General features: G+C 71.7%; 15 protein-coding genes. 2 read left to right on the top strand and 13 right to left on the bottom strand.

Features of this window, described 5'->3' with window-relative positions:
• Window positions 1-49: 49 nt before the first annotated feature.
• From BLU82_RS08855 to BLU82_RS08845, 3 genes are all read right to left on the bottom strand, one after another.
• On the bottom strand, window positions 50-2,929 hold the full coding sequence (locus BLU82_RS08855; protein ID WP_092618633.1) for a vitamin B12-dependent ribonucleotide reductase: 2,880 nt from the start codon (window positions 2,927-2,929) through the stop codon (window positions 50-52).
• 76 nt (window positions 2,930-3,005) lie between these two features.
• Window positions 3,006-3,521, bottom strand: coding sequence for a transcriptional regulator NrdR (gene nrdR, locus BLU82_RS08850; RefSeq protein WP_092618630.1), 516 nt, complete (start codon window positions 3,519-3,521; stop codon window positions 3,006-3,008).
• Between the two features lie 1,471 nt (window positions 3,522-4,992).
• A complete protein-coding gene (locus BLU82_RS08845; RefSeq protein ID WP_092618627.1) occupies window positions 4,993-5,448 on the bottom strand; it encodes a LysM peptidoglycan-binding domain-containing protein in 456 nt (151 codons plus the stop codon).
• Window positions 5,449-5,647: 199 nt separating this feature from the next.
• On the opposite strand from BLU82_RS08845, the gene lexA reads away from it, so the two are divergent.
• On the top strand, window positions 5,648-6,373 hold the full coding sequence (lexA, locus tag BLU82_RS08840) for a transcriptional repressor LexA (RefSeq protein WP_231947739.1): 726 nt from the start codon (window positions 5,648-5,650) through the stop codon (window positions 6,371-6,373).
• Window positions 6,374-6,440: 67 nt separating this feature from the next.
• Here lexA and BLU82_RS08835 read toward each other — a convergent pair whose 3' ends face one another.
• Window positions 6,441-8,408, bottom strand: a complete 1,968-nt coding sequence (locus BLU82_RS08835) for an ATP-dependent DNA helicase (RefSeq protein WP_172885561.1) — start codon at window positions 8,406-8,408, stop codon at window positions 6,441-6,443.
• A gap of 90 nt (window positions 8,409-8,498) precedes the next feature.
• Between BLU82_RS08835 and BLU82_RS08830 the strand changes: the two genes are divergently transcribed.
• Window positions 8,499-10,343 (top strand): S9 family peptidase, encoded by a 1,845-nt coding sequence (locus tag BLU82_RS08830; protein ID WP_092618621.1) that lies wholly within the window; start codon window positions 8,499-8,501, stop codon window positions 10,341-10,343.
• A gap of 60 nt (window positions 10,344-10,403) precedes the next feature.
• Here the strand turns inward: BLU82_RS08830 and hflX are convergent, their stop codons facing one another.
• From hflX to BLU82_RS08785, 9 genes are all read right to left on the bottom strand, one after another.
• Window positions 10,404-11,816 (bottom strand): GTPase HflX, encoded by a 1,413-nt coding sequence (gene hflX, locus BLU82_RS08825; protein ID WP_197683044.1) that lies wholly within the window; start codon window positions 11,814-11,816, stop codon window positions 10,404-10,406.
• A gap of 417 nt (window positions 11,817-12,233) precedes the next feature.
• Window positions 12,234-13,073: a diaminopimelate epimerase gene (dapF, locus tag BLU82_RS08820; protein ID WP_092618615.1), complete on the bottom strand. Its 840-nt coding sequence runs from the start codon at window positions 13,071-13,073 to the stop codon at window positions 12,234-12,236.
• Entirely contained in the window at window positions 13,070-14,023 is a 954-nt protein-coding gene (miaA, locus tag BLU82_RS08815; protein WP_092618611.1) for a tRNA (adenosine(37)-N6)-dimethylallyltransferase MiaA, read from the bottom strand. Before miaA ends, dapF begins: the two co-directional genes overlap by 4 nt.
• Window positions 14,024-14,079: 56 nt before the next feature.
• A complete protein-coding gene (locus BLU82_RS08810; protein ID WP_092618608.1) occupies window positions 14,080-15,054 on the bottom strand; it encodes a methylenetetrahydrofolate reductase in 975 nt (324 codons plus the stop codon).
• A 24-nt stretch (window positions 15,055-15,078) separates the two neighbouring features.
• Window positions 15,079-16,515 (bottom strand): adenosylhomocysteinase, encoded by a 1,437-nt coding sequence (gene ahcY, locus BLU82_RS08805; protein WP_092618605.1) that lies wholly within the window; start codon window positions 16,513-16,515, stop codon window positions 15,079-15,081.
• Between the two features lie 21 nt (window positions 16,516-16,536).
• On the bottom strand, window positions 16,537-20,076 hold the full coding sequence (metH, locus tag BLU82_RS08800; protein WP_092618602.1) for a methionine synthase: 3,540 nt from the start codon (window positions 20,074-20,076) through the stop codon (window positions 16,537-16,539).
• Window positions 20,077-20,087: 11 nt separating this feature from the next.
• On the bottom strand, window positions 20,088-21,068 hold the full coding sequence (locus BLU82_RS08795; RefSeq protein ID WP_092618599.1) for a carbohydrate kinase family protein: 981 nt from the start codon (window positions 21,066-21,068) through the stop codon (window positions 20,088-20,090).
• Window positions 21,069-21,088: 20 nt separating this feature from the next.
• Window positions 21,089-22,285, bottom strand: coding sequence for a methionine adenosyltransferase (metK, locus tag BLU82_RS08790; RefSeq protein ID WP_092618596.1), 1,197 nt, complete (start codon window positions 22,283-22,285; stop codon window positions 21,089-21,091).
• Complete coding sequence (locus BLU82_RS08785; RefSeq protein ID WP_092618593.1) at window positions 22,282-23,988, bottom strand: methyltransferase domain-containing protein; 1,707 nt, start codon at window positions 23,986-23,988, stop codon at window positions 22,282-22,284. The genes metK and BLU82_RS08785 overlap by 4 nt, the downstream gene beginning before the upstream one ends.
• Window positions 23,989-24,492 lie beyond the last annotated feature (504 nt).

Raw genomic sequence — 24,492 nt, 5'->3', positions numbered from 1 at the left:
GGCGGCCGCGGGGAGAACCCCCGCGGCCGCCGCCGCTGCGAAACGGACGTCAGCTGCAGCCGCTGGTCGAGCCGCAGCCCTCGCAGACGTAGCAGCTGCCGGCCGGGCGCATCTTCGTGCCGCAGGTGAAGCAGAGCGGCGCGTCGGTGCTGGTGCCCTGGATGGCCTCGAGCAGTTCAGCCGATGTGTGCGCCTCGACCGGTGCCGGACGGGCGGACGCGGCGGACGCCGCCTCGGCCGGCGCCGGCTGAGCCGGGGCCACCTCGGCCTTCACCGGAGCGGACTGCCGGAAGGTGTCGACCTCGATCTCGGAGTCGGAGTCGGCGGTGTACTCCCCCGTGTCGAGCTGACGGGCCCGCTCGGACGCCGTGTAGATGCCGAGCGCCGCCCGCGACTCGAACGGCAGGTGGTCGAGCGCCAGCCGCCGGAAGATGTAGTCGACGACGCTCTGCGCCATGCGCACGTCGGGGTCGTCGGTCATGCCCGACGGCTCGAAGCGCATGTTGGTGAACTTCTCGACGTACGTCTCGAGCGGCACGCCGTACTGCAGTGCGATGGACGTGGCGATGGAGAAGGCGTCCATGATGCCGGCCAGCGTGGAGCCCTGCTTGCCCAGCTTCAGGAAGACCTCGCCGAGGCCGTCGTCGGGGTAGGAGCCGGCCGTCATGTAGCCCTCGGCGCCACCGACGGTGAACGACGTGGTGCGGCTCGGACGGGTCTTCGGCAGCCGCTGGCGGGTGGGCCGGTATTCGACGACGACGTCCTTCTCGGCCGTGGCGTCGGCGACCTTCGCCTTGGCGTCGGACAGCGGCTGGCCGACCTTGCAGTTGTCGCGGTAGACGGCCAGCGCCTTGAGGCCGAGCTTCCAGCCCTGGAGGTAGATCTCCTCGATCTCCTCGACGGTCGCCGACTCGGGCATGTTGACCGTCTTGGAGATGGCGCCGGACAGGAACGCCTGGACGGCGGCCATCATGCGCACGTGGCCCATCGGCTCGATGGCCCGCGGCTGGCCGGCGGCGCAGTCGAACACCTCGTAGTGCTCGGGCTTGAGGCCGGGCGCGTCGACGACGTTGCCGTGCTCGGCGATGTACTCGACGATGGCCTCGATGGTCTCGTCGGCGTAGCCGAGCTTCTTCAGCGCCTTCGGGACCGTCAGGTTGACGATCTGCATGGAGCCGCCGCCGACCAGCTTCTTGAACTTGACCAGCGAGAAGTCGGGCTCGATGCCGGTGGTGTCGCAGTCCATCATGAAGCCGATGGTGCCGGTGGGCGCCAGCAGCGACGCCTGCGCGTTGCGCCACCCGTTCTTCTCGCCGATCTTGTTGCCCTCGGCCCACACCTTCGTGGCAAGGCTGCGGACGTCGGCGTCGAGCGTGGCGACCGAGCGCAGGGAGTCGTTCGCGGCGGCGTGCTTGCGCATGACCCGGGCGTGCGCCTCGGCGTTGCGGGCGAAGCCGTCGTACGGGCCGACGACGCCAGCCAGCTCGGCGGAGCGCTTGTAGGCGGCACCCGTCATCAGCGACGTGATGGCGGCGGCCAGCGCGCGGCCGCCGTCGGAGTCGTAGGCCAGGCCGGACGCCATGAGCAGCGCGCCGAGGTTCGCGTAGCCGATGCCGAGCTGCCGGTAGGCCCGGGTGGTCTCGGTGATCGACTCGGTCGGGAAGTCGGCGAACGTGATGGAGATGTCCATCGCGGTGATGATCAGCTCGACCGCCTTGGCGAACGTGGCGGCGTCGAAGCTCCCGTCGGGCTGCAGGAACTTCATCAGGTTCAGGCTGGCGAGGTTGCAGCTGGAGTTGTCGAGGCTCATGTACTCCGAGCACGGGTTGGACGCGGTGATGCGGCCGGTCTCGGGGTTGGTGTGCCAGTCGTTGATGGTGCCGTCGTATTGGATGCCGGGGTCGGCGCACTCCCACGCCGCCTGCGCCATGTCGCGGAACAGCTTCTTCGCGTCGACGGTGGAGATGACCTCGCCGGTCATGCGGGCGCGCAGGCCGAACTCGCCGCCGGACTCGACCGCGCGCATGAACTCGTCGTGCACCCGGACGGAGTTGTTGGCGTTCTGGTACTGGACGGACACGATGTCGGAGCCGCCGAGGTCCATGTCGAAACCGGCGTCGCGCAGCGCGCGGATCTTGTCTTCCTCGCGCGCCTTCGTCTGGATGAACTCCTCGACGTCGGGGTGGTCGACGTCGAGTACGACCATCTTGGCGGCGCGCCGGGTGGCGCCGCCGGACTTGATGGTGCCGGCCGAGGCGTCGGCGCCGCGCATGAAGCTGACCGGGCCGGACGCGGTGCCGCCGGAGGACAGCAGCTCCTTGCTGGAGCGGATGCGCGACAGGTTCAGGCCGGCGCCGGAGCCGCCCTTGAAGATCATGCCCTCTTCGCGGTACCAGTTGAGGATCGACTCCATGGAGTCGTCGACGGAGAGGATGAAGCACGCCGACACCTGCTGCGGCGACTTCGTGCCGACGTTGAACCACACCGGCGAGTTGAAGCTGAACACCTGGTGCAGCAGCATCCAGGTGAGCTCGTGCTCGAAGACGTCGGCGTCGTCGGTCGAGGCGAAGTAGCCCTCGTCCTCACCGGTGGTGCGGTACTTCTTCACCACCCGGTCGATGAGCTGGCGCAGGCTCCACTCGCGCGCGTCGGTGCCGACAGCGCCGCGGAAGTACTTCGTGGTGACGATCGTCGAGGCGTTCAGCGACCAGGAGTCGGGAAACTCCACGCCCTTCTGCTCGAAGACGGTCTCGCCGGTCTTCCAGTTCTGCTGGACGACGTCGCGGCGCTCCCACGTCACCTCGTCGTACGGGTGGACGCCGGGCGTGGTGTAGATGCGCTGGATGCTCAGCCCCCGCGCCTTCTTCGCCCGTCCGCCCGGCTTGCTCCCCGCACTGTTGCGGCTCGGCCCGCTCACCGTCTCCGTCATGGACCTTCCTCACTTCCCCCGGCTTTTTACCCGTCGTTCCGGGCCTGTCATTCGGTTGTCGTGCTGAACTGCTGGCTTACGGTTCCGCGACGGTCAGCGTGGAGTCCTGCTCCTCGCCCGTGCCGTCGCGGTGACGCCCGGCCTGCTCGCGGTCGGCCCGCAGCGTCGCGATCTCGTTCTCGAAGTCGTCGAGGCTCTCGAAGTCGCGGTACACGCTGGCGAACCGCAGGTACGCGACCTCGTCGAGCTCGCGCAGCGGGCTCAGGATGGCCAGGCCCACCTCGCGGCTCGGGATCTCCGCGCTCCCCGACGCGCGGAAGTGCTCTTCGACCCGCTGGGCCAGCCGGGCCAGGGAGTCCTCGCTGACGCCCCTGCCCTGGCACGCCCGGCGCACCCCGGCCACGACCTTCTCGCGGCTGAACGGCTCGGTGACCCCGGACCGCTTCACCACGGCGAGCGTCAGCTGCTCGACGGTCGTGAAGCGGCGCTCGCAGGCCAGGCACTGCCGCCGGCGGCGGATGACGGTGCCCTCGTCAGCGGTGCGGCTGTCGACCACCCGGCTGTCGGCGTGACGGCAGAACGGACAGTGCATGAAGGGCACCTCCTCGGCGCTGGACCTGTGGACGAGATGGGGACAACCTGTGCACTCTCGACCACTACCTGTGGACAGCTTACACCTGTGTAACTACTAGATATAGGGGTACGGTACGTCGGCCGGAGGGGCGTCTGCAACCGACATGGCCGGACTCGGCGAAGGCTGTTTCAAAGCCGCAGGTCATGGATGAGTCGATCACTCCCCTCGGCGCGTCGCGGGGTCCGGTGACGGTTCTCACCCCGGCCACCGTCTCGACGCCGCTCGCGTCCCGTTTCCGCAGGTCATCGGCGATTCCGGCCGGTCGGGGAATCGCCGCGCGCCGGACACCCGTGGGTTGTGGACGACGGCGGGTTCGCGGGGCTGTGGACAACCCCGGCACCACAAGATGTGGGGTCGGGTGGTCCGGTGGGGACCATCGATCGCACTGTGGATGCCGGCCGGTGGACGCCGGCCGGTGGACGCCGACCGGTGGATGCGGGGTGCTGCGGGCGCTCTGTGGCGGTGCGGTGGTGGCGGTGCGGTGGTGGCGGTGCGGTGGTGGCGGTGCGGTGGTGGCGGTGCGGTGGTGGCGGCGATATGCGTGGCTGGGCGGTCAGGGGCCGGGCCCCTCGTTGGCTCGGTTCTGCCGCGTTGTGCCTGCCCCCTGCTGCTCTCCATTGTCGGGAGCGCGGGAGGCCGCCTCAAGCGGACCTCTTTTGAATGGCGCTTCGCGCGGTCGGAGGACCGCTTGACCCGGCCGCCCGCGCCCCCGTACTAGCAGCGTCAGGGGGCCGGCCGGAAAATGGGCCCGGGCTTCCAGCTCTGCTGTGGGGTCGGGTCCGCTGGCCGCTCACGGGTCGTGGGTGGGTTCGCGGCTACCGACTCCGCTGTGGGTCCTGGTCCGCTGGCCGCTCACGGGCCATGGGTGGTGTTCCGGCTACCGACTCTGCTCGGCTTCTCGTCCGCTGGCCGCTCACTGGCCCACTTCGGGTGTGGCGACCGGCTGCGCTGCGGGTCCTGGTCCGCTGGCCGCTCACTGGCCGCTTCGGGGTGTGGCGACCGGCTCCGCTGCGGGTCCTGGTCCGCTGGCCACTTACGGGCCGTGGGTCGCGGTCCGGCGACCGGCTCCGCTGCGGGTCCTCGTCCGCTGGCCGCTCACTGGCCACTTCGGGGCGTGGCGACCGGCTCCGCTCCGGCCGATTCCATGATCATCCAGGTTTCGGGACGTGATAACGCCACAAAGCCTGGATGATCATGGAGGAGACGAGCGAGGCGCAGGAGAACAGGCAGCGAAGTCGGCCTTCAGCAGCAGGGCCCGACGAAACCAACGGTCAGGACCCGGCGACAACGTGGCGACACGCCGGCGGATGTAGGGGCATGGAGGCGATGCCCGTCCACCCGCGCGGCGCGCCGAGCCGGAAGCCGTCCGCGGACCAGCCGACCCAGCCACAGAACCCGGCCGGCAGTGACACCAGCCGGCCGGGGCGGGTCAGCGGGCCGGGACCTCGATGAGGTCGCCGGGGCGGATGTCGGCGGCGGAGGAGAGGCCATTGAGCTCGATGATGGCGGCGACCGTCTCGCGCGGGTCGGCCGTGGGCGCGACGTCGGTGGCGAGCTGCCACAGGGTGTCGCCGCCACGGACCTCGACCGTGGTGACGGCCGTGGCGCCGGCCGGGGCGGCGCCGCCGTCCCAGGGGCGGACGAACGCCAGTGCGCCCGCGACGACGAGCAGCAGCCAGGCCAGCCCGACCACGACGCGGCCGCGGCGGGTGAGGCGCGAGCCGTGCAGGGACGGCTCGGCCGAACCGACGCACGGGACCGGCTCGGGCCGCCCGGCCGGACGCCGGCGCGCCACGTGGCGGCGCGGCGGAGCGTCGGTGCGCTCCGGCTCGATCACCACACGAGTGCGGGTCTCGAACGGCGGGATGTAGGTCGTCGTCGCCATGGTCAGCCTCCGGTGTTGTCGCACAACCGTTCGATAGAACGACTGTACGAATAGTTGTACACGCTGCCACTGACAGAGTCGAGACACGTTCGAACAGATGTTTGATCGTGTCTTGCATTCCAGCTACTGTGACCACATCAATCGACCCTGCGACCCGTATTCGAACGGACGCATCGACCGCACAGCCGGAGGTGGCGTGGTGGCCAACAACGACGACGACGAGCGCGGCGAGGCAGCCGTCGCCTCGGTGCACAGTTTCCCGGAGACCCACCAGCACCCGGCCGACCTCACGGTGCGGCAGCGCAAGGTGCTCGAGGTCATCCGGGAATCCGTGGGCCGTCGCGGCTACCCGCCCAGCATGCGCGAGATCGGCCAGGCCGCGGGCCTGTCCAGCCCGTCGAGCGTGGCCCACCAGCTCGGTGTGCTCGAGACGAAGGGCTACATCCGCCGCGACCCCCACCGCCCCCGCGCGCTCGAGGTGCTACCGCCCGGCACCGCGCCCGGCGACTTCACCCGTCAGGTGATGGACGACGAAGAGAGCAACCTGCCGACGCCGTCGTACGTGCCCATGGTCGGGCGCATCGCGGCCGGCGGGCCGGTGCTGGCCGAGCAGGCGGTCGAGGACGTCTTCCCGCTGCCGCGCGAGCTGGTCGGCGAGGGCACGCTGTTCATGCTGCGCGTCGTCGGCGACTCCATGGTCGACGCGGCCATCTGTGACGGCGACTGGGTGGTCGTGCGGCAGCAGCCGGTGGCCGAGAACGGCGAGATCGTCGCGGCCATGATCGACGGCGAGGCCACGGTCAAGACCTTCAAGAAGCGCGACGGCCACATCTGGCTGCTCCCGCACAACGCCGACTACGAGCCCATCGACGGCGACGACGCCACGGTGCTGGGCCGCGTAGTGGCGGTCATGCGCCGCATCTGAGGGGAACCGAGCCGGCACCGGCCGGGGTGTCCAGGCCACCACGCGCCCCGGCCGGTGCCCGCGAGGATCAGGACGAGACCGCCAGGCGCTGCAGCGCCCCCGAGACGACCGCCTTGTCGCTGGTGAACCACATGGGCGGCAGCGACGCCCGCAGGTACGAGCCGTAGCGGGCCGTCACCAGCCGGGGGTCGAGCACGGCCACCACGCCGCGGTCGGTCGAGCGGCGGATCAGCCGCCCCGCCCCCTGCGCCAGCAGCAGCGCCGCGTGCGTGGCCGCCACCGACATGAACCCGTTGCCGCCCGCCTTCTCGACCGCCCGCTGCCGCGCCGACGCCAGCGGCTCGTCGGGCCGCGGGAACGGGATGCGGTCGATGACGACCAGCTGGCACGACCCGCCCGGCACGTCGACGCCCTGCCAGAGCGACAGCGTGCCGAACAGGCAGGTCTTCTCGTCGGCCGCGAACGTGCGCAGCAGCGTGGCCACGACGTCGTCGCCCTGGCAGAGGACCGGCAGGCCTGGCAGCCGCTTGCGCACCGCCTCGGCCGCCTCCTGGGCAGCCCGCCGCGACGAGAACAGCCCGAGCGTGCGCCCACCGGCCGACGCCATGAGCTCGACCAGGGCGTCGACGGCCTCGGGGCGCAGGCCGTCGCGGCCCGGCGTCGGGAGGTCGCGGGCGACGTAGAGGATGGCCTGCTTGCCGTAGTCGAACGGCGAGCCGACGTCGAGCGAGCGCCACGCCGGCGCGCCCTCGCCGGTGAGCCCGAACGCACCGGCGGCGGCGTCGAACGAGCCGCCCAGCTCGAGCGTGGCGGACGTGGCCACGACGGTGTTCTGCCCGAACAGCCGCTCGCGCAGCAGCCCGGCCACCGACAGCGGCGCGACCCGCAGCGACCGCCCGCCGCGCTCGCGGTCCTCGACCCACAGGACGTCGTACTCGCCGTTGGCGACCAGCCGCTCGGCCGTGCCGTAGACGTCGTCGACCATGGTCTTCGCCGCGCGCCGGGACGCCTCGACGTCGGCGGCGCGCTCTTCGCGCGCCGTGGCGGTGAATCCGGACTGCACGGCCCGGGCGGCGTCGCGCACCCCGACCAGCGCGGCCAGCAGCTCCTCGGGGACGGTGTCGAGACGGCCGACCGGCGCGTCGAGCAGCGCCGCCCGCAGGTGCTCGCCCGCCGCGCGCAGCTCCTCGGCGTCGCCGTCGTCGACGTGGACGCGGACGCGCACCGCGGCGCGGTCGATGACGCCGGGCCAGAGGTCGGCGGTGGCGACGCTGGTGACCCGCGCGGCCAGTTCGTGCGCCTCGTCGACGACCACGACGTCGTGCTCGGGCAGCACCGGCAGCCCTTCGAGCGCGTCGATGGCCAGCAGCGCGTGGTTCGTGACGACGACGTCGGCGCCGTCGGAGCGGGCCCGGGCCACCTCGGCGAAGCACTCCTGGCCGTACGGGCAGCGCGCGGCGCCCAGGCACTCGCGCGACGACACCGAGACCTGCGACCACGCGCGGTCGCTGACGCCGGGCTCGAGCCGGTCGCGGTCGCCGCTGCCGCTGGTGGCGGCCTGCTGCTCGGCCCACTCGCGGGCACGCAGCACCTCGGCGCCCAGCGGCCCGGCGGACAGCTCTTCGACGGGGACCAGCTCGCCCTGGTCGTCGGGCGCGCCGTCGCGGACGCGGTGCAGGCAGGCGTAGTTGGCCCGGCCCTTGAGCGTGGCCCACTTCGGCGGCCGGCCCAGCAGCGGCTCGGCCGCCTTCGCCAGCGCCGGGAGGTCGCGGTCGACCAGCTGCGCCTGCAGCGCCAGCGTGGCCGTGGCGACGATGACCGGCCCGCCGTCGGAGTCGGCGTGCAGCAGCGACGGCACGAGGTAGGCCAGCGACTTGCCGGTGCCGGTGCCGGCCTGGACGAGCAGGTGCTTGCCCTCGGCGACCGACTCGCCGACCGCCTGGGCCATCTCGACCTGGCCGGGGCGTTCCGCGCCGCCGACGGCTCCGACGGCCGCCGCCAGCAACTTCTCGACCGTCACATCGCCCTCGCTCACCGGCCCGACACTACCCGACCGCCGGACGGGGAAAGCGGTTGTCCACAGCCGCGTCTCGACCCTGTCCGAGGCCCGTGATGGAATGCCGGAATGACGTATGACGCGGTGCCGCTGATCCCCCGTGACGTCCTGTTCGGCAACCCCGAACGGGTCCTGCCCACGCTGTCGCCCGACGGCTCCCGGCTGGGCTTCGTCGCGCCCGACGACGGCGTGCTGAACGTCTGGGTCGGTCCCGCCGACGACCCCGCCGCCGCCCGCCCGGTCACCCACGACCGCCACCGCGGCGTGCGCACGTTCATGTTCTGCCACGACGACCGCACGCTGGCCTACCTGCAGGACACCGACGGCGACGAAGACTGGCGGCTCTACGCGCTCGACCTCGAGACCGGCGAGTCCACGCTGGTCACGCCGCAGGAGAAGGTCACCGCGTACATCCTCGAGCACAACCGCTGGCACCCCACGTCCATGCTCATCGGGTTGAACGCCGACAACCCGCAGCTGCACGACGTCTACCGGCTCGACCTCAGCACCCGCGAGCTGACGAAGGTGGCAGAGAACCCCGGCTACGCCGGCTGGCTGGTCGACTCCGACCACCGCGTCCGCGGCGGCGTCGCGATGACGGAGGACGGCGGCGCGGTCGTCTACCGCCGCGGCGACGACGGCGCCGACGAGCCGTGGTTCGAGATCGGCCCCGACGACGTCCTCACCACCGACGTCGCCGGGTTCAACCGCGACGGCTCGGCCGCGTTCCTGCTGTCCAGCACCGGCGTCAACGCCGCCCGGCTCATCCGCGTCGACCTCGCCACCGGCGCCGAGACCGTGCTCGCCGAAGACCCCGAGTACGACGCCGCCGGCATCGCCCGTCACCCCGAGACGCTCGAGCCGCAGGCCGTCACGTTCGTCAAGGAGCGCAAGTCCTGGACGTTCCTCGACGCCGCGTTCGGCGCCGAGGTCGGCGGGCTGACGCAGCGGCTGCGCGGCGAGGTCGGCATCTCCCGGCCGGTCCGCGACGACCGCACCTGGCTGGTGCACGACGTGCTGTCCGACGGGCCGGTGCGCTACTACCGCTACGACCGCGACTCCGGCGAGCTGACCTTCCTGTTCTCGCACCGTCCGGAGCTCGAGGAGTACGACCTCGCCGAGATGGAGCCGTTCTCCTACACCGCCCGCGACGGCCTCACCGTGCACGGCTACCTGACGTTCCCGCGGGGCGTCGACCGCGCCGGCCTGCCGGCGGTGCTCAACGTGCACGGCGGCCCGTGGGCGCGCGACACCTGGGGCTACAACCCCGAGGCGCAGTGGTTCGCCAACCGCGGCTACGTCTGCGTGCAGGTGAACTTCCGCGGCTCCACCGGCTACGGCAAGGCCTTCGGCAACGCCGGCAACAAGGAATGGGGCCGGGCCATGCACACCGACCTCCTCGACGCCGTCGACCACCTGGCCGGCCAGGGGCTCATCGACCCCGACCGCGTCGGCATCTACGGCGGCTCGTACGGCGGGTACGCCGCGCTGGCCGGCGCCGCGTTCACGCCCGAGGTGTTCCGCTGCGCCGTCGACATCGTCGGCCCGTCGAACCTGCTCACGCTGCTCGCGTCGGTGCCGGAGTACTGGAAGCCGCAGCTCGCGCTCATGCACGCCCGCGTCGGCAACCCCGACACCGAGCGCGACCTGCTGTGGGAGCGCTCGCCGCTGTCGAAGGTCGACCAGATCACCATCCCGGTGCTGGTCGCGCAGGGCAAGAACGACCCCCGGGTGAAGATCGCCGAGGCCGAGCAGATCGTCGCCGCGCTCGAGGAGAAGGGCCTCGACCACGAGTACCTGCTGTTCGAGGACGAGGGCCACGGCCTGGCCCGGCCCGAGAACCGCGAGCGGTTCTACGCCGCGGCCGAGCGGTTCCTCGCCACGCACCTGGGCGGACGCGTCCAGGCCGACTAGGGCCGGGGCGGAACGAGCGAGGCGGGCGGGGACGGCATCGACCGGCCCCGCCCGGCACCCCTACCGGGGCGCGACGGCGTACGGCTGCAGCGCCGCGGCGAGCGCCTCCGGCACCCGGGCCCGCACGCGCGTGCCATCGGCCTCGTGGTCGACCGACAGCACCTCGCCGACGCTGTGCATGCGCGCCACCAGCTCGCCGTGGTCGTACGGCACCAGCGCGTCGACCTCGACGGGCGGCTGCGGCAGCTCGCTCTCGATGAGCGCGCGCAGTTTGTCGACCCCGGCGCCGGTGCGGGCCGAGACGGAGAGCGCGTGCGGCTCGTTGCGCAGCAGCCGGGCCACCACCATGGGGTCGGCGGCGTCGGCCTTGTTGACGGCGACGATCTCGCGCACGCCGCCGGCGCCGATGTCGGCGAGCACCGAGCGCACCGCCGTCAGCTGGCCCTCGGGGTCGGGGTGCGAGCCGTCGACGACGTGGACCAGCAGGTCGGCGTCGGCGACCTCCTCGAGCGTCGACCGGAACGACTCGACCAGCTCGTGCGGCAGGTGCCGGACGAACCCGACGGTGTCGGCGAGCGTGAAGCCGCGGCCCTCGGCCGTCTGCGACCGGCGGACGGTGGGGTCGAGGGTCGCGAACAGCGCGTCCTCGACCAGCACGCCCGCGCCGGTGAGGCGGTTGAGCAGCGACGACTTGCCGGCGTTGGTGTAGCCGACGATCGACACCGCGGGCACCGCGTTGCGGCGGCGACCGGCCCGCTTGGTGTCGCGAGCGGTGCGCATGTCGGCGAGCTCGCGGCGCAGCTTGGCCACCCGGGTGCGGATGCGCCGGCGGTCGGTCTCGAGCTTGGTCTCACCGGGACCGCGGGTGCCGACGCCGCCGCCGGCGCCACCGGCGCGACCGCCGGCCTGCCGGGACAGGCTCGCGCCCCAGCCGCGCAGCCGCTGGGAGAGGTACTCGAGCTGGGCCAACTCGACCTGCGCCTTGCCCTCGCGGCTCTTCGCGTGCTGGGCGAAGATGTCGAGGATGAGCATGGTGCGGTCGACGACCTTGACGCCCACCTTGTCTTCCAGGTTCCGCAGCTGCGACGCCGACAGCTCGCCGTCGACGATGACGGTGTCGGCGCCCTGCGCCTGGACCACCTCGCGCAGCTCCTCGACCTTGCCGGAGCCGACGAACGTGGCGGGGTCGGGCTTCAGCCGGCGCTGCGCGAGACCCTCGAGCACCTGCGAGCCGGCCGTCTCGGCCAGCGCCGCGAGCTCGGCGAGAGAGTTCTCGGCGTCGGTGAACGACCCGCCGGGCCAGACGCCGACGAGCACGACCCGTTCGAGCCGCAGCCGCCGGTACTCGACCTCGGTGACATCTTCGAGCTCGGTCGACAGGCCGGCGACGCGCCGCAGCGCGTGCCGCTCGTCCAGGTCGTAGTCCCCGGTGGTGTCGCCGTCCAGGAGGTCGAACTCGTCTACCTCCGGCACCTCGGCGGAGTCGTCATAGGGGTTGTATGCGTGGCCTGGACTATTGCTCAATTCTCCTGCTTTCGCCGTTCGACGTCTTCAGGAGCGACCATAGCTCGACCCGGTGGACGCCGCCCACCGTAATTTCGCCGCGGCGCGCAGCGTGGCCGCCCGCCGTCCGGCCTTGCCCGTGGACTTCTCCTGGGCGCGCCGGGCCGCTTCCTGCAGCACGGCCTCTCGCCGCTGCTTCTCCGTTGCACCCATGGCACCGCCCTCCCGTCAGGCGCGCGGCCGGCCTCGTTGCCGCCCCACGCTCACAACGTTAGGCCCGCTCCCCGGCGGTGGCATCGACCGCGAGTCTGACGTCGTGCTCCTTCTACTGAAGGAGACGTCCTCGGGGTTTCCCAGGATGCTGTGATCTAGGTCACACCTGGAGCGTCAGAGCTCGACGGTCCCCCGCAGGCCCAGCACGGCCGGCCCGGTGAGCAGCAGTTCTCCGTCCGGACGCTCGGTCACGACCAGCCGTCCGCCGGGCACGTCGACCAGGTAGCGGGCCCCGGCGCCGACGCCGTCGCGGCGCATGGCCACCCACGCCGCCGCGCAGACGCCGGTGCCGCAGGACCGGGTCTCGCCGACGCCGCGCTCCCACACCCGCAGCGCGATGTGCTTGTGCGCGCGGTCGACGACGAACTCGACGTTCGCGGAGTCGGGGAAGACCGACGCGGGCCGCAGGTCGGGCGCGGACGTCAGCGAGCCGGGCTCTTCGAGGTCGTCGACGAACACGACGGCGTGCGGGTTCGGCACCCGGACCGGCGTGGCCTCCCAGGTGTGCCCGCCGGCGGCGACGAAGGCGAGCTGGCGGGTCGCGGCCGGCTTGGCCCGGCCCATCTCGACGGTGATCTGGCCGTCCGGCTCGGCGTGCACCGTGCGGACGCCGCCGCGGGTCGCCAGCGCCAGCACCGGCCCCTCGGCCAGGCCGTTCTCCCACAGGTAGCGGGCCATGACGCGCACACCGTTGCCGCACATCTCGGCGGCGGAGCCGTCGGCGTTGCGGTAGTCCATGAACCACTCGGCGTCGCCGGCCAGCTCGCTGACCTCGTCGGCGGTCTCCGTGCGGGTGACGCGGATGACGCCGTCGGCGCCGATGCCCGCGTACCGGTCGGCCAGGCGGCGCACGGCCGCCTCGTCGAGCCGGCCGGCCAGGGCGCCGTCGGCGTCGGGGATCACCACGAAGTCGTTCTGGGTGCCGTGTCCCTTGACGAAGGAGATGCCGCTCACGACCGACGATGGTAGGTCAGAGCGCGCTCCAACCGGTCATCGGCGTCGAACGGCACCCAGCCGACGCGGTCGTCCTTGCCGAACCACGCGTGCTGACGACGGGCGAACCGGCGCGTGAGCTGCACCGTCTCGTCGCGCGCCGCCTGCTCCGTCGTCTCGCCGGCGAGGAACGCGAGCACCTGCGCGTAGCCCAACGCCCGGCTGGCCGTCGGCCCCTCACGCAGCCCGCGCGCCTCCAGCCCGCGGACCTCGTCGACCAGACCCTGCTCCCACATGCGGTCGACCCGGAGCTCGATGCGCTCGTCGAGGACGTCGCGCGGGACGTCCAGGCCGATCTGCACGACGTCGTCGTAGTGGTACTCACGCGGCGGCAGCGTCGCGGTGAACGGGCGCCCGGTCAGCTCGATGACCTCCAGCGCGCGCACCACCCGGCGGCCGTTGGTGGGCAGGATCGCCGCGGCTGCGGCCGGGTCGCGACCGGCCAGCCGCTCGTGCAGCGCCGCGGCGCCCACCGTCGTCAGCTCCGCCTCCAGCCGAGCGCGGACCTCCGGGTCGGTGCCGGGGAACTCGAACCGGTCCAGGACGGCACGAACGTAAAGCGCGCTGCCGCCGGCCAGGATCGGCGTGACGCCGCGCGCCCGGCAGTTGTCGATGGCCTCGCGGGCGAGCCGCTGGAACTCCGCGACGGTCGACGGGCGCGTGACGTCGTAGAGGTCGAGCAGGTGGTGCGGGACGCCTTGTCGCTCGGCGAGCGTGAGCTTGGCCGTGCCGATGTCCATGCCGCGGTAGAGCTGCATGGAGTCGGCGTTGACGACCTCGCCGCCCAGCCGCAGCGCGAGGTCGACGGCGAGGTCGCTCTTGCCCGCCGCCGTGGGCCCGACGACCGCTACGACCGGGATTCGGCTGCCGCTCTGCACGGCGGCAAGTCTCTCACCGCCTGCTTGGGCCATGGTGGGGGGACGCCTGCCCCGCCCGCCTCGCTCGTTCCTCGCTCGGACGCCCGCGCCTACCCCTGCAGGCGTCCCCCCACCATCGGCCCGTCCCCCGCGCCCGCCTCGCTCGGACGCCCGCGCCTACCCCTGCTGGCATCCTCGTGAACTCGGTCGCTCACCCCGAGGCCGAGGCGGCGGACGAGCTCGCGGGTGGCCGTCGAGCGGTTGAGCGTGTAGAAGTGCAGGCCCTGGACGCCCTCGGCGAGCAGCCGTTCGCAGATCGACGTCGTGATGTCGAGGCCCTCGGCGCGGAAGCCGGCCGGGTCGTCGTCGTGGCGGGCGAGGCGTTCGGCGACGGCGGCCGGGGCGCTCACGCCGGACAGCTCGACCGACTTCGCCAGCGTCCGCCGCGTCGTCAGCGGCATCACCCCCGGCAGCAGCGGCACGTCGCAGCCGAGCACCGCCAGCCGGTCACGCAGCCGGAGGAAGTAGTCCGGCTCGAAGCACAGTTGCGCGACGGCGAAGTGCGCCCCGCGCCGGATCTTCCCCAGCAGCCGCCGGACGTCGGTCTCGAGGTCCGGCGACTCCGGGTGCCCGTGCGGGAAGGCCGCGACGCCGACACAGAACGCGCCGAGGCCGCCGATCAGGCTCACCATCTCGTCGGCGTAGGTGACGCCGTCCGGGTGCGCGACCCACTCGGCGGACGGGCCGCCGGGTGGGTCGCCGCGGATCGCGAGGACGTTGCGGATGCCGTGCTCGGCGTACCAGCCGACGACGTTGCGCAGCTCTGCGCGCGAGTGGCCGACGCCGGCGAGGTGCGCGACCGGCGTCAACGTCGTCTCGCGGCGGATGCGCCCCGTCGTCCGGATGGTGCGCTCCCGGCTGGATCCACCGGCGCCGTAGGTCACAGAGACGAAGGCTGGGTCCAGCGGCTCCAGCTGCCGCACCGCGGTCCACAGCACGGTCTCGTCGGCGTCGTCGCGTGGCGGGAAGAACTCGACGGAGAAGACCGGCCGCCGGCCGGCGAGTCGTTCCAGGACGGTCGTCATGGCTGCCCCTGGGCTCGTCGGCCGTCAGTAGCGGTAGTGCTCGCTCTTGTACGGGCCCTGGACGGGGATGCCGAGGTAGGACGACTGCGCCGGCGTGAGTTCGGTGAGTTTGACCCCGAGCGCGTCCAGGTGCAGCCGGGCGACCTGCTCGTCCAGGTGCTTGGGCAGCGTGTACACCCCCAGCGGATAGTCGGTCGTCTTCGCGAACAACTCGATCTGCGCCAGCACCTGGTTGGTGAACGAGTTCGACATCACGAACGACGGATGCCCGGTCGCGTTCCCCAGGTTCAACAACCGCCCCTCGGACAACACGATCACCGTGTGCCCATCCGGGAACGCCCACTCGTGCACCTGCGCCTTGATCTCGGTGCGCACCACACCGTCGACGGCGGCCAGCCCGGCCATGTCGATCTCGTTGTCGAAATGCCCGATGTTCCCGATGATCGCCTGATGCTTCGCCCGCGCCAGATGCTCCACGGTGATGACGTCCTTGTTCCCGGTCGCGGTGATCACGATGTCCGCCCGCTCGATCGCCTCATCCAGGGTGGTGACCTCGTAGCCGTCCATCGCCGCCTGCAACGCACAGATCGGGTCGATCTCCGTCACCACCACCCGCGCGCCCTGACCGCGCAGCGACTCCGCGCACCCCTTGCCCACGTCGCCGTACCCGCACACCACCGCCACCTTGCCACCGATCAACACATCGGTGGCCCGGTTGATCCCGTCGATCAGCGAATGCCGGCACCCGTACTTGTTGTCGAACTTGCTCTTCGTCACCGAGTCGTTCACGTTGATACCCGGGAACAACAACGCCCCGTCGCGCATCATCTCGTACAACCGGTGCACCCCGGTCGTCGTCTCCTCCGTCACCCCGCGAATGTCTCCCGCCATCGCCGTCCACCGGTCCTGGCTCTCGGCCAGCGACCGCTTCAACAGGCCCAGCACCACCCGCCACTCCTCCGCATCACCGGCCGCGGGGTCGGGGACGGCGCCGGCCTTCTCGAACTCCACCCCCTTGTGCACCAGCAGCGTCGCGTCACCACCATCGTCGAGGATCATGTTCGGGCCCGCGTGGCCGGGCCAGGTCAACGCCTGCTCCGTGCACCACCAGTACTCCTCCAACGACTCCCCCTTCCACGCGAACACCGGCACCCCCGCCGGCGCGTCCACGCTCCCGGTGGGGCCCACCGCGATCGCCGCGGCCGCGTGATCCTGGGTGGAGAAGATGTTGCAACTGGCCCAGCGCACATCCGCGCCCAACGCCACCAACGTCTCGATCAACACCGCCGTCTGCACCGTCATGTGCAACGACCCCGTGATCCGGGCACCGGTCAACGGCTTGCTCTGCCCGAACTGGGCACGCATCGCCATCAAACCCGGCATCTCATGCTCGGCCAAACGGATCTCACGACGACCGAAATCGGCCAACGACAGGTCAGCAACCTTGAAATCGAGGGACATGGAAACGGCTCCTCTGTTCGATCAGGCGGTGAAGTAGACGGCCTCGGGGTGGTGCACCACCAAGGCATCGGTCGACTGCTCGGGATGCAGCTGGTGCTCCTCCGAGAGCGTGACCCCGATGCGGCCGGGGTCGAGCAGCGCGACGACCTTCTCGCGGTCGCGCAGGTCGGGACACGCGCCGTACCCCAGCGAGTACCGGGCGCCGCGGTAGCCCAGCCGGAAGAACTCGGTGACGTCGTCGGCGTCCTCGGCCGCGACGGACCCGCCACCGGGCAGCCGCAGCTCCTGGCGGACCCGGCGGTGCCAGTACTCGGCCAGCGCCTCGGTGAGCTGGACCCCGAGCCCGTGCACCTCGAGGTAGTCGCGGTAGGCGTCGGCGGCGAACAGCTCGTTGGCGAAGTCGGCGATCGGCTGCCCCATCGTCACCAGCTGCAGCGGCAGCACGTCCACCCCGCCCGAGCTCACGGCCAGGTCCCGGGGACGGAAGTAGTCGGCCAGGCACAGCCGCCGGTCCCGTCGCTGCCGCGGGAAGGTGAAGCGGCAGCGTTCGCCGGCATCCGGCGCGGGCGCGTCCAGGACGACGAGGTCGTCGCCCTCGGCGACACACGGGACGTAGCCGTACACGACCGCGGCGTGCGCGACGACGCCCCGGGTGGTCAGCTCGTCCAGCCAGTACCGCAGCCGCGGCCGGCCCTCGGTCTCGACCAGCTCCTCGTAGCCGGGGCCGTCCCCGGATCGGGCGCCGCGCAGCCCCCACTGGCCGAGGAACGTCGCGCGTTCGTCCAGCAGCGCCGCGTAGTCGGCCAGCGCGACGCCGCGCACCACCCGGGTGCCCCAGAACGGCGGCTCGGGGACGGGGACGTCGGCGGCGACATCGGACCGGCCGCCGGGCGGGGGCGCCTCCGGCTCGGCGCGGCGCGCCTGCGCGAGCTGCTTCGACCGCTGCCGCCGGGCCCGCCGCTGCGCGCGCTTGGCCTCGGCCTCCGGGTCCGCCTCGACGACGCCGCCCTGCTTGCGCTTCATGATGGAGTCCATCAGCCGCAGGCCCTCGAAGGCGTCGCGGGCGTAGCTGACCTCGCCCTTGTAGACCGCGGCGAGGTCGTCCTCGACGAACGTGCGGTTCAGCGCCGCCCCGCCCAGCAACACGGGCCAGGTCTCGGCCACGCCGCGCGCGTTCATCTCCTCGAGGTTCTCCTTCATGACCACCGTCGACTTCACCAGCAGCCCGGACATGCCGACGGCGTCGGCCCGGTGCTCGCTCGCGGCGTCGATGATCGCGCCGACCGGCTGCTTGATCCCGAGGTTGACGACGTCGTAGCCGTTGTTGGAGAGGATGATGTCGACGAGGTTCTTGCCGATGTCGTGCACGTCGCCCTTGACCGTCGCCAGCACGATCCGGCCCTTGCCGCCGGATTCGTCCTTCTCCATGTGCGGTTCCAGGTGCGCGACCGCCGCCTTCATCACCTCGGCGGACTGCAGCACGAACGGCAGCTGCATCTGCCCCGACCCGAACAGCTCGCCGACGGTCCTCATGCCGGACAGCAGCGTGTCGTTGACGATCTCGAGGGCGGGCCGCTCGGTCAGCGCCTCGTCGAGGTCGGCCTCGAGGCCGTTGCGCTCGCCGTCGACGATGCGCCGCTCCAGCCGCTCCCCCAGCGGCAGCCGGGCCAGCTCCTCGGCCCGGGTCTCCCGGTTCGACGCGGCGGTGGCGCCCTCGAACAGCTCCATGAACCGCTGCAGCGGGTCGTACCCGTCGCGCCGCCGGTCGTGGATGAGGTCGAGGGCGACGGCACGCTGCTCGTCCGGGATCCGCGACATCGGCAGGATCTTCGACGCGTGCACGATCGCCGTCGTCAGGCCGGCCTCCACGCACTCGTGCAGGAAGACGGAGTTGAGCACCTGCCGGGCGGCGGGGTTCAGGCCGAACGACACGTTCGACACGCCCAGCGTCGTCTGCACGGCCGGGTACCGCTCGCGCAGCCGGCGAATCGCCTCGATCGTCTCGGCCGCGTCGCGGCGGACCTCCTCCTGACCCGTCGAGATCGGGAAGGTCAGGGTGTCGACGATGATGTCGTCGAGGGCGAGCCCCCAGTTCGCGGTGAGGTCCTCGATCAGCCGCGACGCCACGCGGACCTTCCAGTCCGCCGTCCGCGCCTGCCCCTCCTCGTCGATGCAGAGGGCGACGACGGCGGCGCCGTGCTCGCTGGCGACGCGCATCGCGCGCTGGAACCGCGAGTCCGGCCCGTCGCCGTCCTCGTAGTTCACCGAGTTGATCACGCAGCGTCCGCCGAGGCGTTCCAGGCCCGCCTCGAGCACCGCCGGTTCGGTGGAGTCGAGCATGACGGGCAACGTCGAGGCCGTGGCCAGCCGGAACGCCAGCGTGTCCATGTCGGCGACGCCGTCGCGGCCGACGTAGTCGACGCAGAGGTCGATCAGGTGGGCGCCGTCGCGGGTCTGCGCCCGGGCGATCTCGACGCAGTCGTCCCAGCGCTCGTCCGCCATCGCCGTCCGGAACGCCTTCGAGCCGTTGGCGTTGGTCCGCTCGCCGATCACCAGCACGCTGGTGTCCTGGCGGAAGGGCACGCTCTGGTAGACCGACGCGACGCCCGCCTCGCGTTCCGGCGAGCGCTCGGCCGGGGCCAGCCCGCCCACCGCGTCGACGACGGCGCGCAGGTGCTCGGGCGTCGTGCCGCAGCAGCCGCCGACCAGCCGGGCGCCGTGCTCGCGGACGAACCCGGCGAGCGCGCCGGCCAGCTGGTCCGGGCCGAGCGGGTACACCGCGCCGTCCGGGCCGAGCTCCGGCAGCCCGGCGTTCGGCATGACCGAGATCGGCACCCGCGCGTGGCGGGCGAGGTAGCGCAGGTGCTCGCCCATCTCGGCCGGTCCCGTGGCGCAGTTCATCCCGATGAGGTCGACGCCCAGCGGCTCAAGGGCCGTCACGGCCGCGCCGATCTCGCTGCCCACCAGCATGGTGCCGGTGGTCTCGACGGTCACCTGGACGACGATCGGGACGTCGTGGCCCGCCGCCCGCATCGCCCGCTTCGCGCCCAGGATCGCCGCCTTCGCCTGCAGCAGGTCCTGGCTGGTCTCGACGAGGACGGCGTCGATGCCGCCGGCCAACAGGCCTGTCACCTGCTCGGCGTAGGCGTCGCGGAGGTGCGCGTAGCGGACGTGGCCGAGCGTCGGCAGCTTCGTGCCGGGCCCGACCGAGCCGAGGACGAACCGCGGGCGGTCCGGCGTGGCGAACTCGTCCGCCGTCTCGCGGGCCAGCCGGGCGCCGGCCTCGGCCAGCTCGCCGATGCGCCCGGCGATGTCGTACTCGGCGAGGTTGGCCCAGTTGGCGCCGAAGGTGTTCGTCTCGACGAGGTCGGACCCGGCGTCGTAGTAGGCCCGGTGCACCGACCGCACGACGTCGGGCCGGGTGACGTTCAGGATCTCGTTGCACCCCTCGAGCCCGGCGAAGTCGTCCAGCCCGAGGTCGTGGCTCTGCAGCATGGTGCCCATGGCGCCGTCGGCCACGAGCACGCGCCGGTCGAGGGCCTCGATGAAGGTCTCGGTCACGCGGTCCCCTCTCAGGCGGCGGGCAGGAACGGCTGGATCTCGGCCGCGGCGTCGTCGCCGTACGCGTCGGCCATGCGGCGGTGGAAGGCCGCGGAGTCGACGAGGTACTCCTGCGGCCCGCGCGCCTCGATGGTGAGCGTGGCGAGCAGGCACCCCGTCTGCATGGCCCGTTCGAGCGGGACGCCCCACGACAACGCGGCCAGGAAGCCGGCTCGGAACGCGTCGCCGATGCCGGTCGGGTCGAGTTCGCGCTTCGCCGGCACGCACGGGACCACGACGGGCGCGGCGCCCTTCGCCTCCAGCCGCGCGCCGCCGGCGCCGAGCGTCGTCATCCAGCCGCCGACCCGCTCCAGCACGTCACCGTGCGACCAGCCGGTCTTCTCGCACAGCAGGCCGGCCTCGTACTCGTTGGTGAACAGGAACCGGGCGCCGGGCACCAGCGACGCGACCTCCTCGCCGCTCATGCGGGCGATCTGCTGGGAGAAGTCCGCGACGAACGGCAGGCCGAGATCGCGGCACTGCTGGGTGTGCCGGATCATGCCGTCCGGGTCGCTCGCGCCGACGAGGACGAGGTCGAGGCCTCCGGCCCGCTCGGCGACGGCGCCCAGGTCGATCTCGCCGGTCTCGGCCATGGCGCCGGAGTAGAACGACGCGATCTGGTTGTTCATGCTGTCGCTGGTGCACAGGTAGCGGGCCGTGTGCCGCTCCTCGGACACCCGGACGTGCGAGGTGTCGACGCCGCCCCGCTCGAGCCAGGAGCGGTACTCGTCGAAGTCCTGGCCCACGGCGCCGACCAGGAGCGGGCGCAGTCCCAGCGCGCCCATGCCGTAGGAGATGTTGGCCGCCACCCCACCGCGCCGGACGTCGAGCCGGTCGATGAGGAACGACAGGGACACCTGCTCGAGCCGGTCGGCGACGAGCTGGTCGGTGAAGCGTCCGGGAAACACCATCAGGTAGTCGGTGGCGATCGAGCCGGTCACGGCGACGCGCATGGCAGGGCCTCCTCGTGTGGTCAGGCTCGGGCGGCTTCGCGCAGCTGGCCGACGCGGTCGGTCCGCTCCCAGGGCAGATCGAGGTCGGGACGGCCGAAGTGGCCGTAGGCGGCGGTCGGCGCGTAGAGCGGACGCAGCAGGTCGAGGTCGCGGATGATCGCGGCGGGGCGCAGGTCGAACACCTCCTCGATGGCCAGCTGGATCTTCTCCGGGTCGACCGCCTCGGTGCCGAACGTCTCGACGAACAGCCCGACCGGCGCGGCCTTCCCGATGGCGTAGGCCACCTGCACCTCGAGTCGTCCGGCCAGGCCCGCGGCGACGGCGTTCTTCGCCACCCACCGCATCGCGTACGCCGCCGACCGGTCGACCTTGGACGGGTCCTTGCCGGAGAAGGCGCCGCCGCCGTGCCGGGCCATGCCGCCGTAGGTGTCGACGATGATCTTGCGTCCGGTCAGCCCGGCGTCGCCGACCGGCCCGCCGACCACGAACCGTCCGGTCGGGTTGACCAGCAGGCGCGTGCTCGTCGTGTCCAGGTCGACGTCGGCCAGCACCGGCGCCATGACGTGGTCGCGCACGTCCACGGCCAGCATCTTGTCCAGGTCGATGTCCGCGGCGTGCTGGCTCGACACCACGACGGTGTCGAGGCGCACCGGACGCTCGCCCTCGTACTCGACGGTCACCTGCGTCTTGCCGTCCGGCCGCAGGTACGGCAGGACGCCGTCGCGGCGCACCGCCGCGAGCCGCTGGGACAGCCGGTGGGCCAGCGCGATCGGCAGCGGCATCAGCTCGGGCGTGTCCGAGCAGGCGTAGCCGAACATCAGCCCCTGGTCGCCCGCGCCCTGGGCGTCGATGACGTCCGTGGCGCCCTCGACCCGCAGCTCGTGCGCCGCGTCGACGCCCTGGGCGATGTCGGCGGACTGCGCGTCGATCGCGACGTTGACGCCGCACGACTCGCCGTCGAACCCCTTGGCCGACGAGTCGTAGCCGATGCGCAGGATCCGGTCCCGCACGATCGCCGGGATGTCGACGTAGCCGCTGGTGGTCACCTCCCCCGCGACGTGCACCTGACCGGTCGTGATGAGCGTCTCGACGGCGACCCGGGACCGTGGATCCTGGGCCAGCATCGCGTCCAGGATGGAGTCGCTGATCGCGTCGGCCATCTTGTCCGGGTGGCCCTCCGTCACCGACTCGCTGGTGAACAGCCGCCGAAAGGTCATCGCTGCGCTCCTTCTTCGCGTCGGGCGGTGAAGATCCCCCAGGTCAGCTGCCCGGCGCTGCCCCCGTCGATCCAGTGGCGCAGGCCGGCCTTCATGCGCACGAGGTAGTCGTCGCCGACCACCCCGTTCAGCTCGGCCGCGCGCCGCTCCGTCTCGGCGAGCACGCGCCGGTAGTGGCTGACGAGGTCGGGCGAGCGGTCGTGGAACTCCACCGACGTCAGGCCGAGGCGGCCGAGGTGCTGGGTGTAGAAGGCCGGCGACGCCATCGACTCCAGATGCAGGCGCTGGAGGATCGGGGCCAGGCTCGCGGCCGACGCGTCGTTCGCGGCCATCGGGTCGGTGAACACCATGACGCCGCCGGGACGGAGCACCCGTGCGGCCTCCTCCAGCACACGCGCCCGGTCGCCGCTGTGCAGGAACGCGTCCTGCGACCAGACGACGTCGAAGGCCTGGTCCTCGAACGGCAGGTCCTCGAACGACCCGTCGACCACGTCGACCAGTCCGTCCAGCCCCTGCGCGGCGGTGAGCCGGCGGTTGCGCTCGTTCTCGACCTCGCTCAGGTTCAGGCAGGTGACGGAGCAGCCGAACGTGCCGGCCAGGTACCGGGCCGCGCCGCCGTAGCCGGAGCCGACGTCCAGGACCCGCTGCCGCGGTCCGATGTCCACCAGGGCCGCCATGGTCGCCACCGTCCGCCTGCTGGCCACGGCGATGTCCTCGTCAGCCGCGGCGTACGTGCCGACGTGGATGTCCTCGCCGCCCCAGACGGTGGCGTAGAAGCCGTCGGCGTCGGCGGAGTTGTAGTAGTCCCGCGCCGTCTGGACCGCGGCGGAGTAGTGGTCGGTGAGCTCCTCGTCAGGCACGTAACTCTTCTCCGCGACGTGGATGTAGAAGTCCGGGCGGTCGTCGGCGTACGTCTGCTGGAAGTCGCCGTAGGTCTCCACCTTCTGGAAGCCCACCTCGCGCATCAGACGTCGCGCGTAGTCCTTGCGCAGCGGGAACATGTTCAGGTGGTACTCCGAGCCGTCGGAGAAGCGGTACCGGAACCGCGCCAGGCCCGGGTCGACGTGCTCGGGCTCGGCCGAGACGTCCTCGCCGCAGTAGTAGTAGGTGTGCTTGCTGGCGAAGCCGTCGTCCAGGATCGCGTCGTAGTTGCGCTGGTCCAGGATGAGGACGCCGTCGTGCTTGAGCATCGCGTAGAACTCCGCGAGCGCCTTGCGCCGGTCGCGCTCCGAGAACAGGTGGGTGAAGGAGTTGCCCAGGCAGACGATCGCGTCGTACTCGCCGTGGACGTCGCGGTTCAGCCACCGCCAGTCCGCGTGCACGACCCGCAGGATGTGACCGCCGTGCGTCAGGCCGTTCGCGAACGCCTTGGCCAGCATGTCGGGGCTGCCGTCCGCGCTGACCGTCTCGAACCCCTCCTCCAGCAGGCGGACGGAGTGGAAGCCGGTGCCGGTCGCGACGTCCAGGACCTTGCGCACGCCGCGGGAGCGCAGCTGGTCGATGAAGAAGCTGCCCTCGCTCTCGTAGCGGCGCTTCCAGTCGATCAGCTCGTCCCACTTCTCGACGAAACTCGCGACATATTCGGCGGTGTAGTGGTCGGTGGTGCGAACCTCGAGTGGATTGTCGCCGAAATCCTGCGGCGCGTCTGGGATCGCCGACCTCTCGGCAATGTGTTGAAGTCCCTTCTGATCACTTCCGGGCATAGAAACTCCCTACGAGTGCTCGAGTGACACGTGCGCGTGTGGGCACCGGCGCGCCATTGCACCGATTCGGACCGCCGGCAGCTACGTCACCGCAGGTAAACAGGCTTCATTGACATCGGGCGAACGCCCGCGCCGGGCCCGCACATCCACGGCTGAACACCACGGCCCACCATCCGCGCATTCCCCGCGGCAGGCCCTCGTGGCGCAATCCACGCTAGGGGGTTCATGACGATATAGCAAGATCCTGACAATATTCGTCGTTGACCAGTGCATTCACTCGGAATTTCCCTATTTCGAGCGCGGCTTCGCGACCCTCCGATCGCGCACCGGGAGCGATACGGTATATTCGGTGCGTTACGCACTTTCGGCTCGGTCATTTCCGGCCGGGCGTCCCCTCATTCCCGTGGCGAGCGGCACGGGTGTCACCGAACGCGTTGCGGGCCGCCGGAGGTGGGGGTATGAACGTCGGTGGGAGCACTGGTCGAGTCGCACCAGGCGGCCCGA

The sequence above is a fragment of the Jiangella sp. DSM 45060 genome, from assembly GCF_900105175.1.
Taxonomy (GTDB): Bacteria; Actinomycetota; Actinomycetes; order Jiangellales; family Jiangellaceae; genus Jiangella.
This window is presented reverse-complemented; position numbering and strand designations above follow the sequence as displayed.

Bases quoted from the DNA above. Each gene is read 5' to 3' on its own strand.
- metK (WP_092618596.1), bottom strand. From the start codon at position 22,285: ATGACCTTTCGGCGGCTGTTCACCAGCGAGTCGGTGACGGAGGGCCAC.
- BLU82_RS08795 (WP_092618599.1), bottom strand. From the start codon at position 21,068: ATGCGCGTCGCCGTGACCGGCTCGATCGCCACCGACTACCTGATGGTG.
- miaA (WP_092618611.1), bottom strand. From the start codon at position 14,023: ATGGCCCAAGCAGGCGGTGAGAGACTTGCCGCCGTGCAGAGCGGCAGC.
- BLU82_RS08830 (WP_092618621.1), top strand. From the start codon at position 8,499: ATGACGTATGACGCGGTGCCGCTGATCCCCCGTGACGTCCTGTTCGGC.
- BLU82_RS08810 (WP_092618608.1), bottom strand. From the start codon at position 15,054: ATGACGACCGTCCTGGAACGACTCGCCGGCCGGCGGCCGGTCTTCTCC.
- ahcY (WP_092618605.1), bottom strand. From the start codon at position 16,515: ATGTCCCTCGATTTCAAGGTTGCTGACCTGTCGTTGGCCGATTTCGGT.
- BLU82_RS08855 (WP_092618633.1), bottom strand. From the start codon at position 2,929: ATGACGGAGACGGTGAGCGGGCCGAGCCGCAACAGTGCGGGGAGCAAG.
- BLU82_RS08845 (WP_092618627.1), bottom strand. From the start codon at position 5,448: ATGGCGACGACGACCTACATCCCGCCGTTCGAGACCCGCACTCGTGTG.
- BLU82_RS08785 (WP_092618593.1), bottom strand. From the start codon at position 23,988: ATGCCCGGAAGTGATCAGAAGGGACTTCAACACATTGCCGAGAGGTCG.
- nrdR (WP_092618630.1), bottom strand. From the start codon at position 3,521: ATGCACTGTCCGTTCTGCCGTCACGCCGACAGCCGGGTGGTCGACAGC.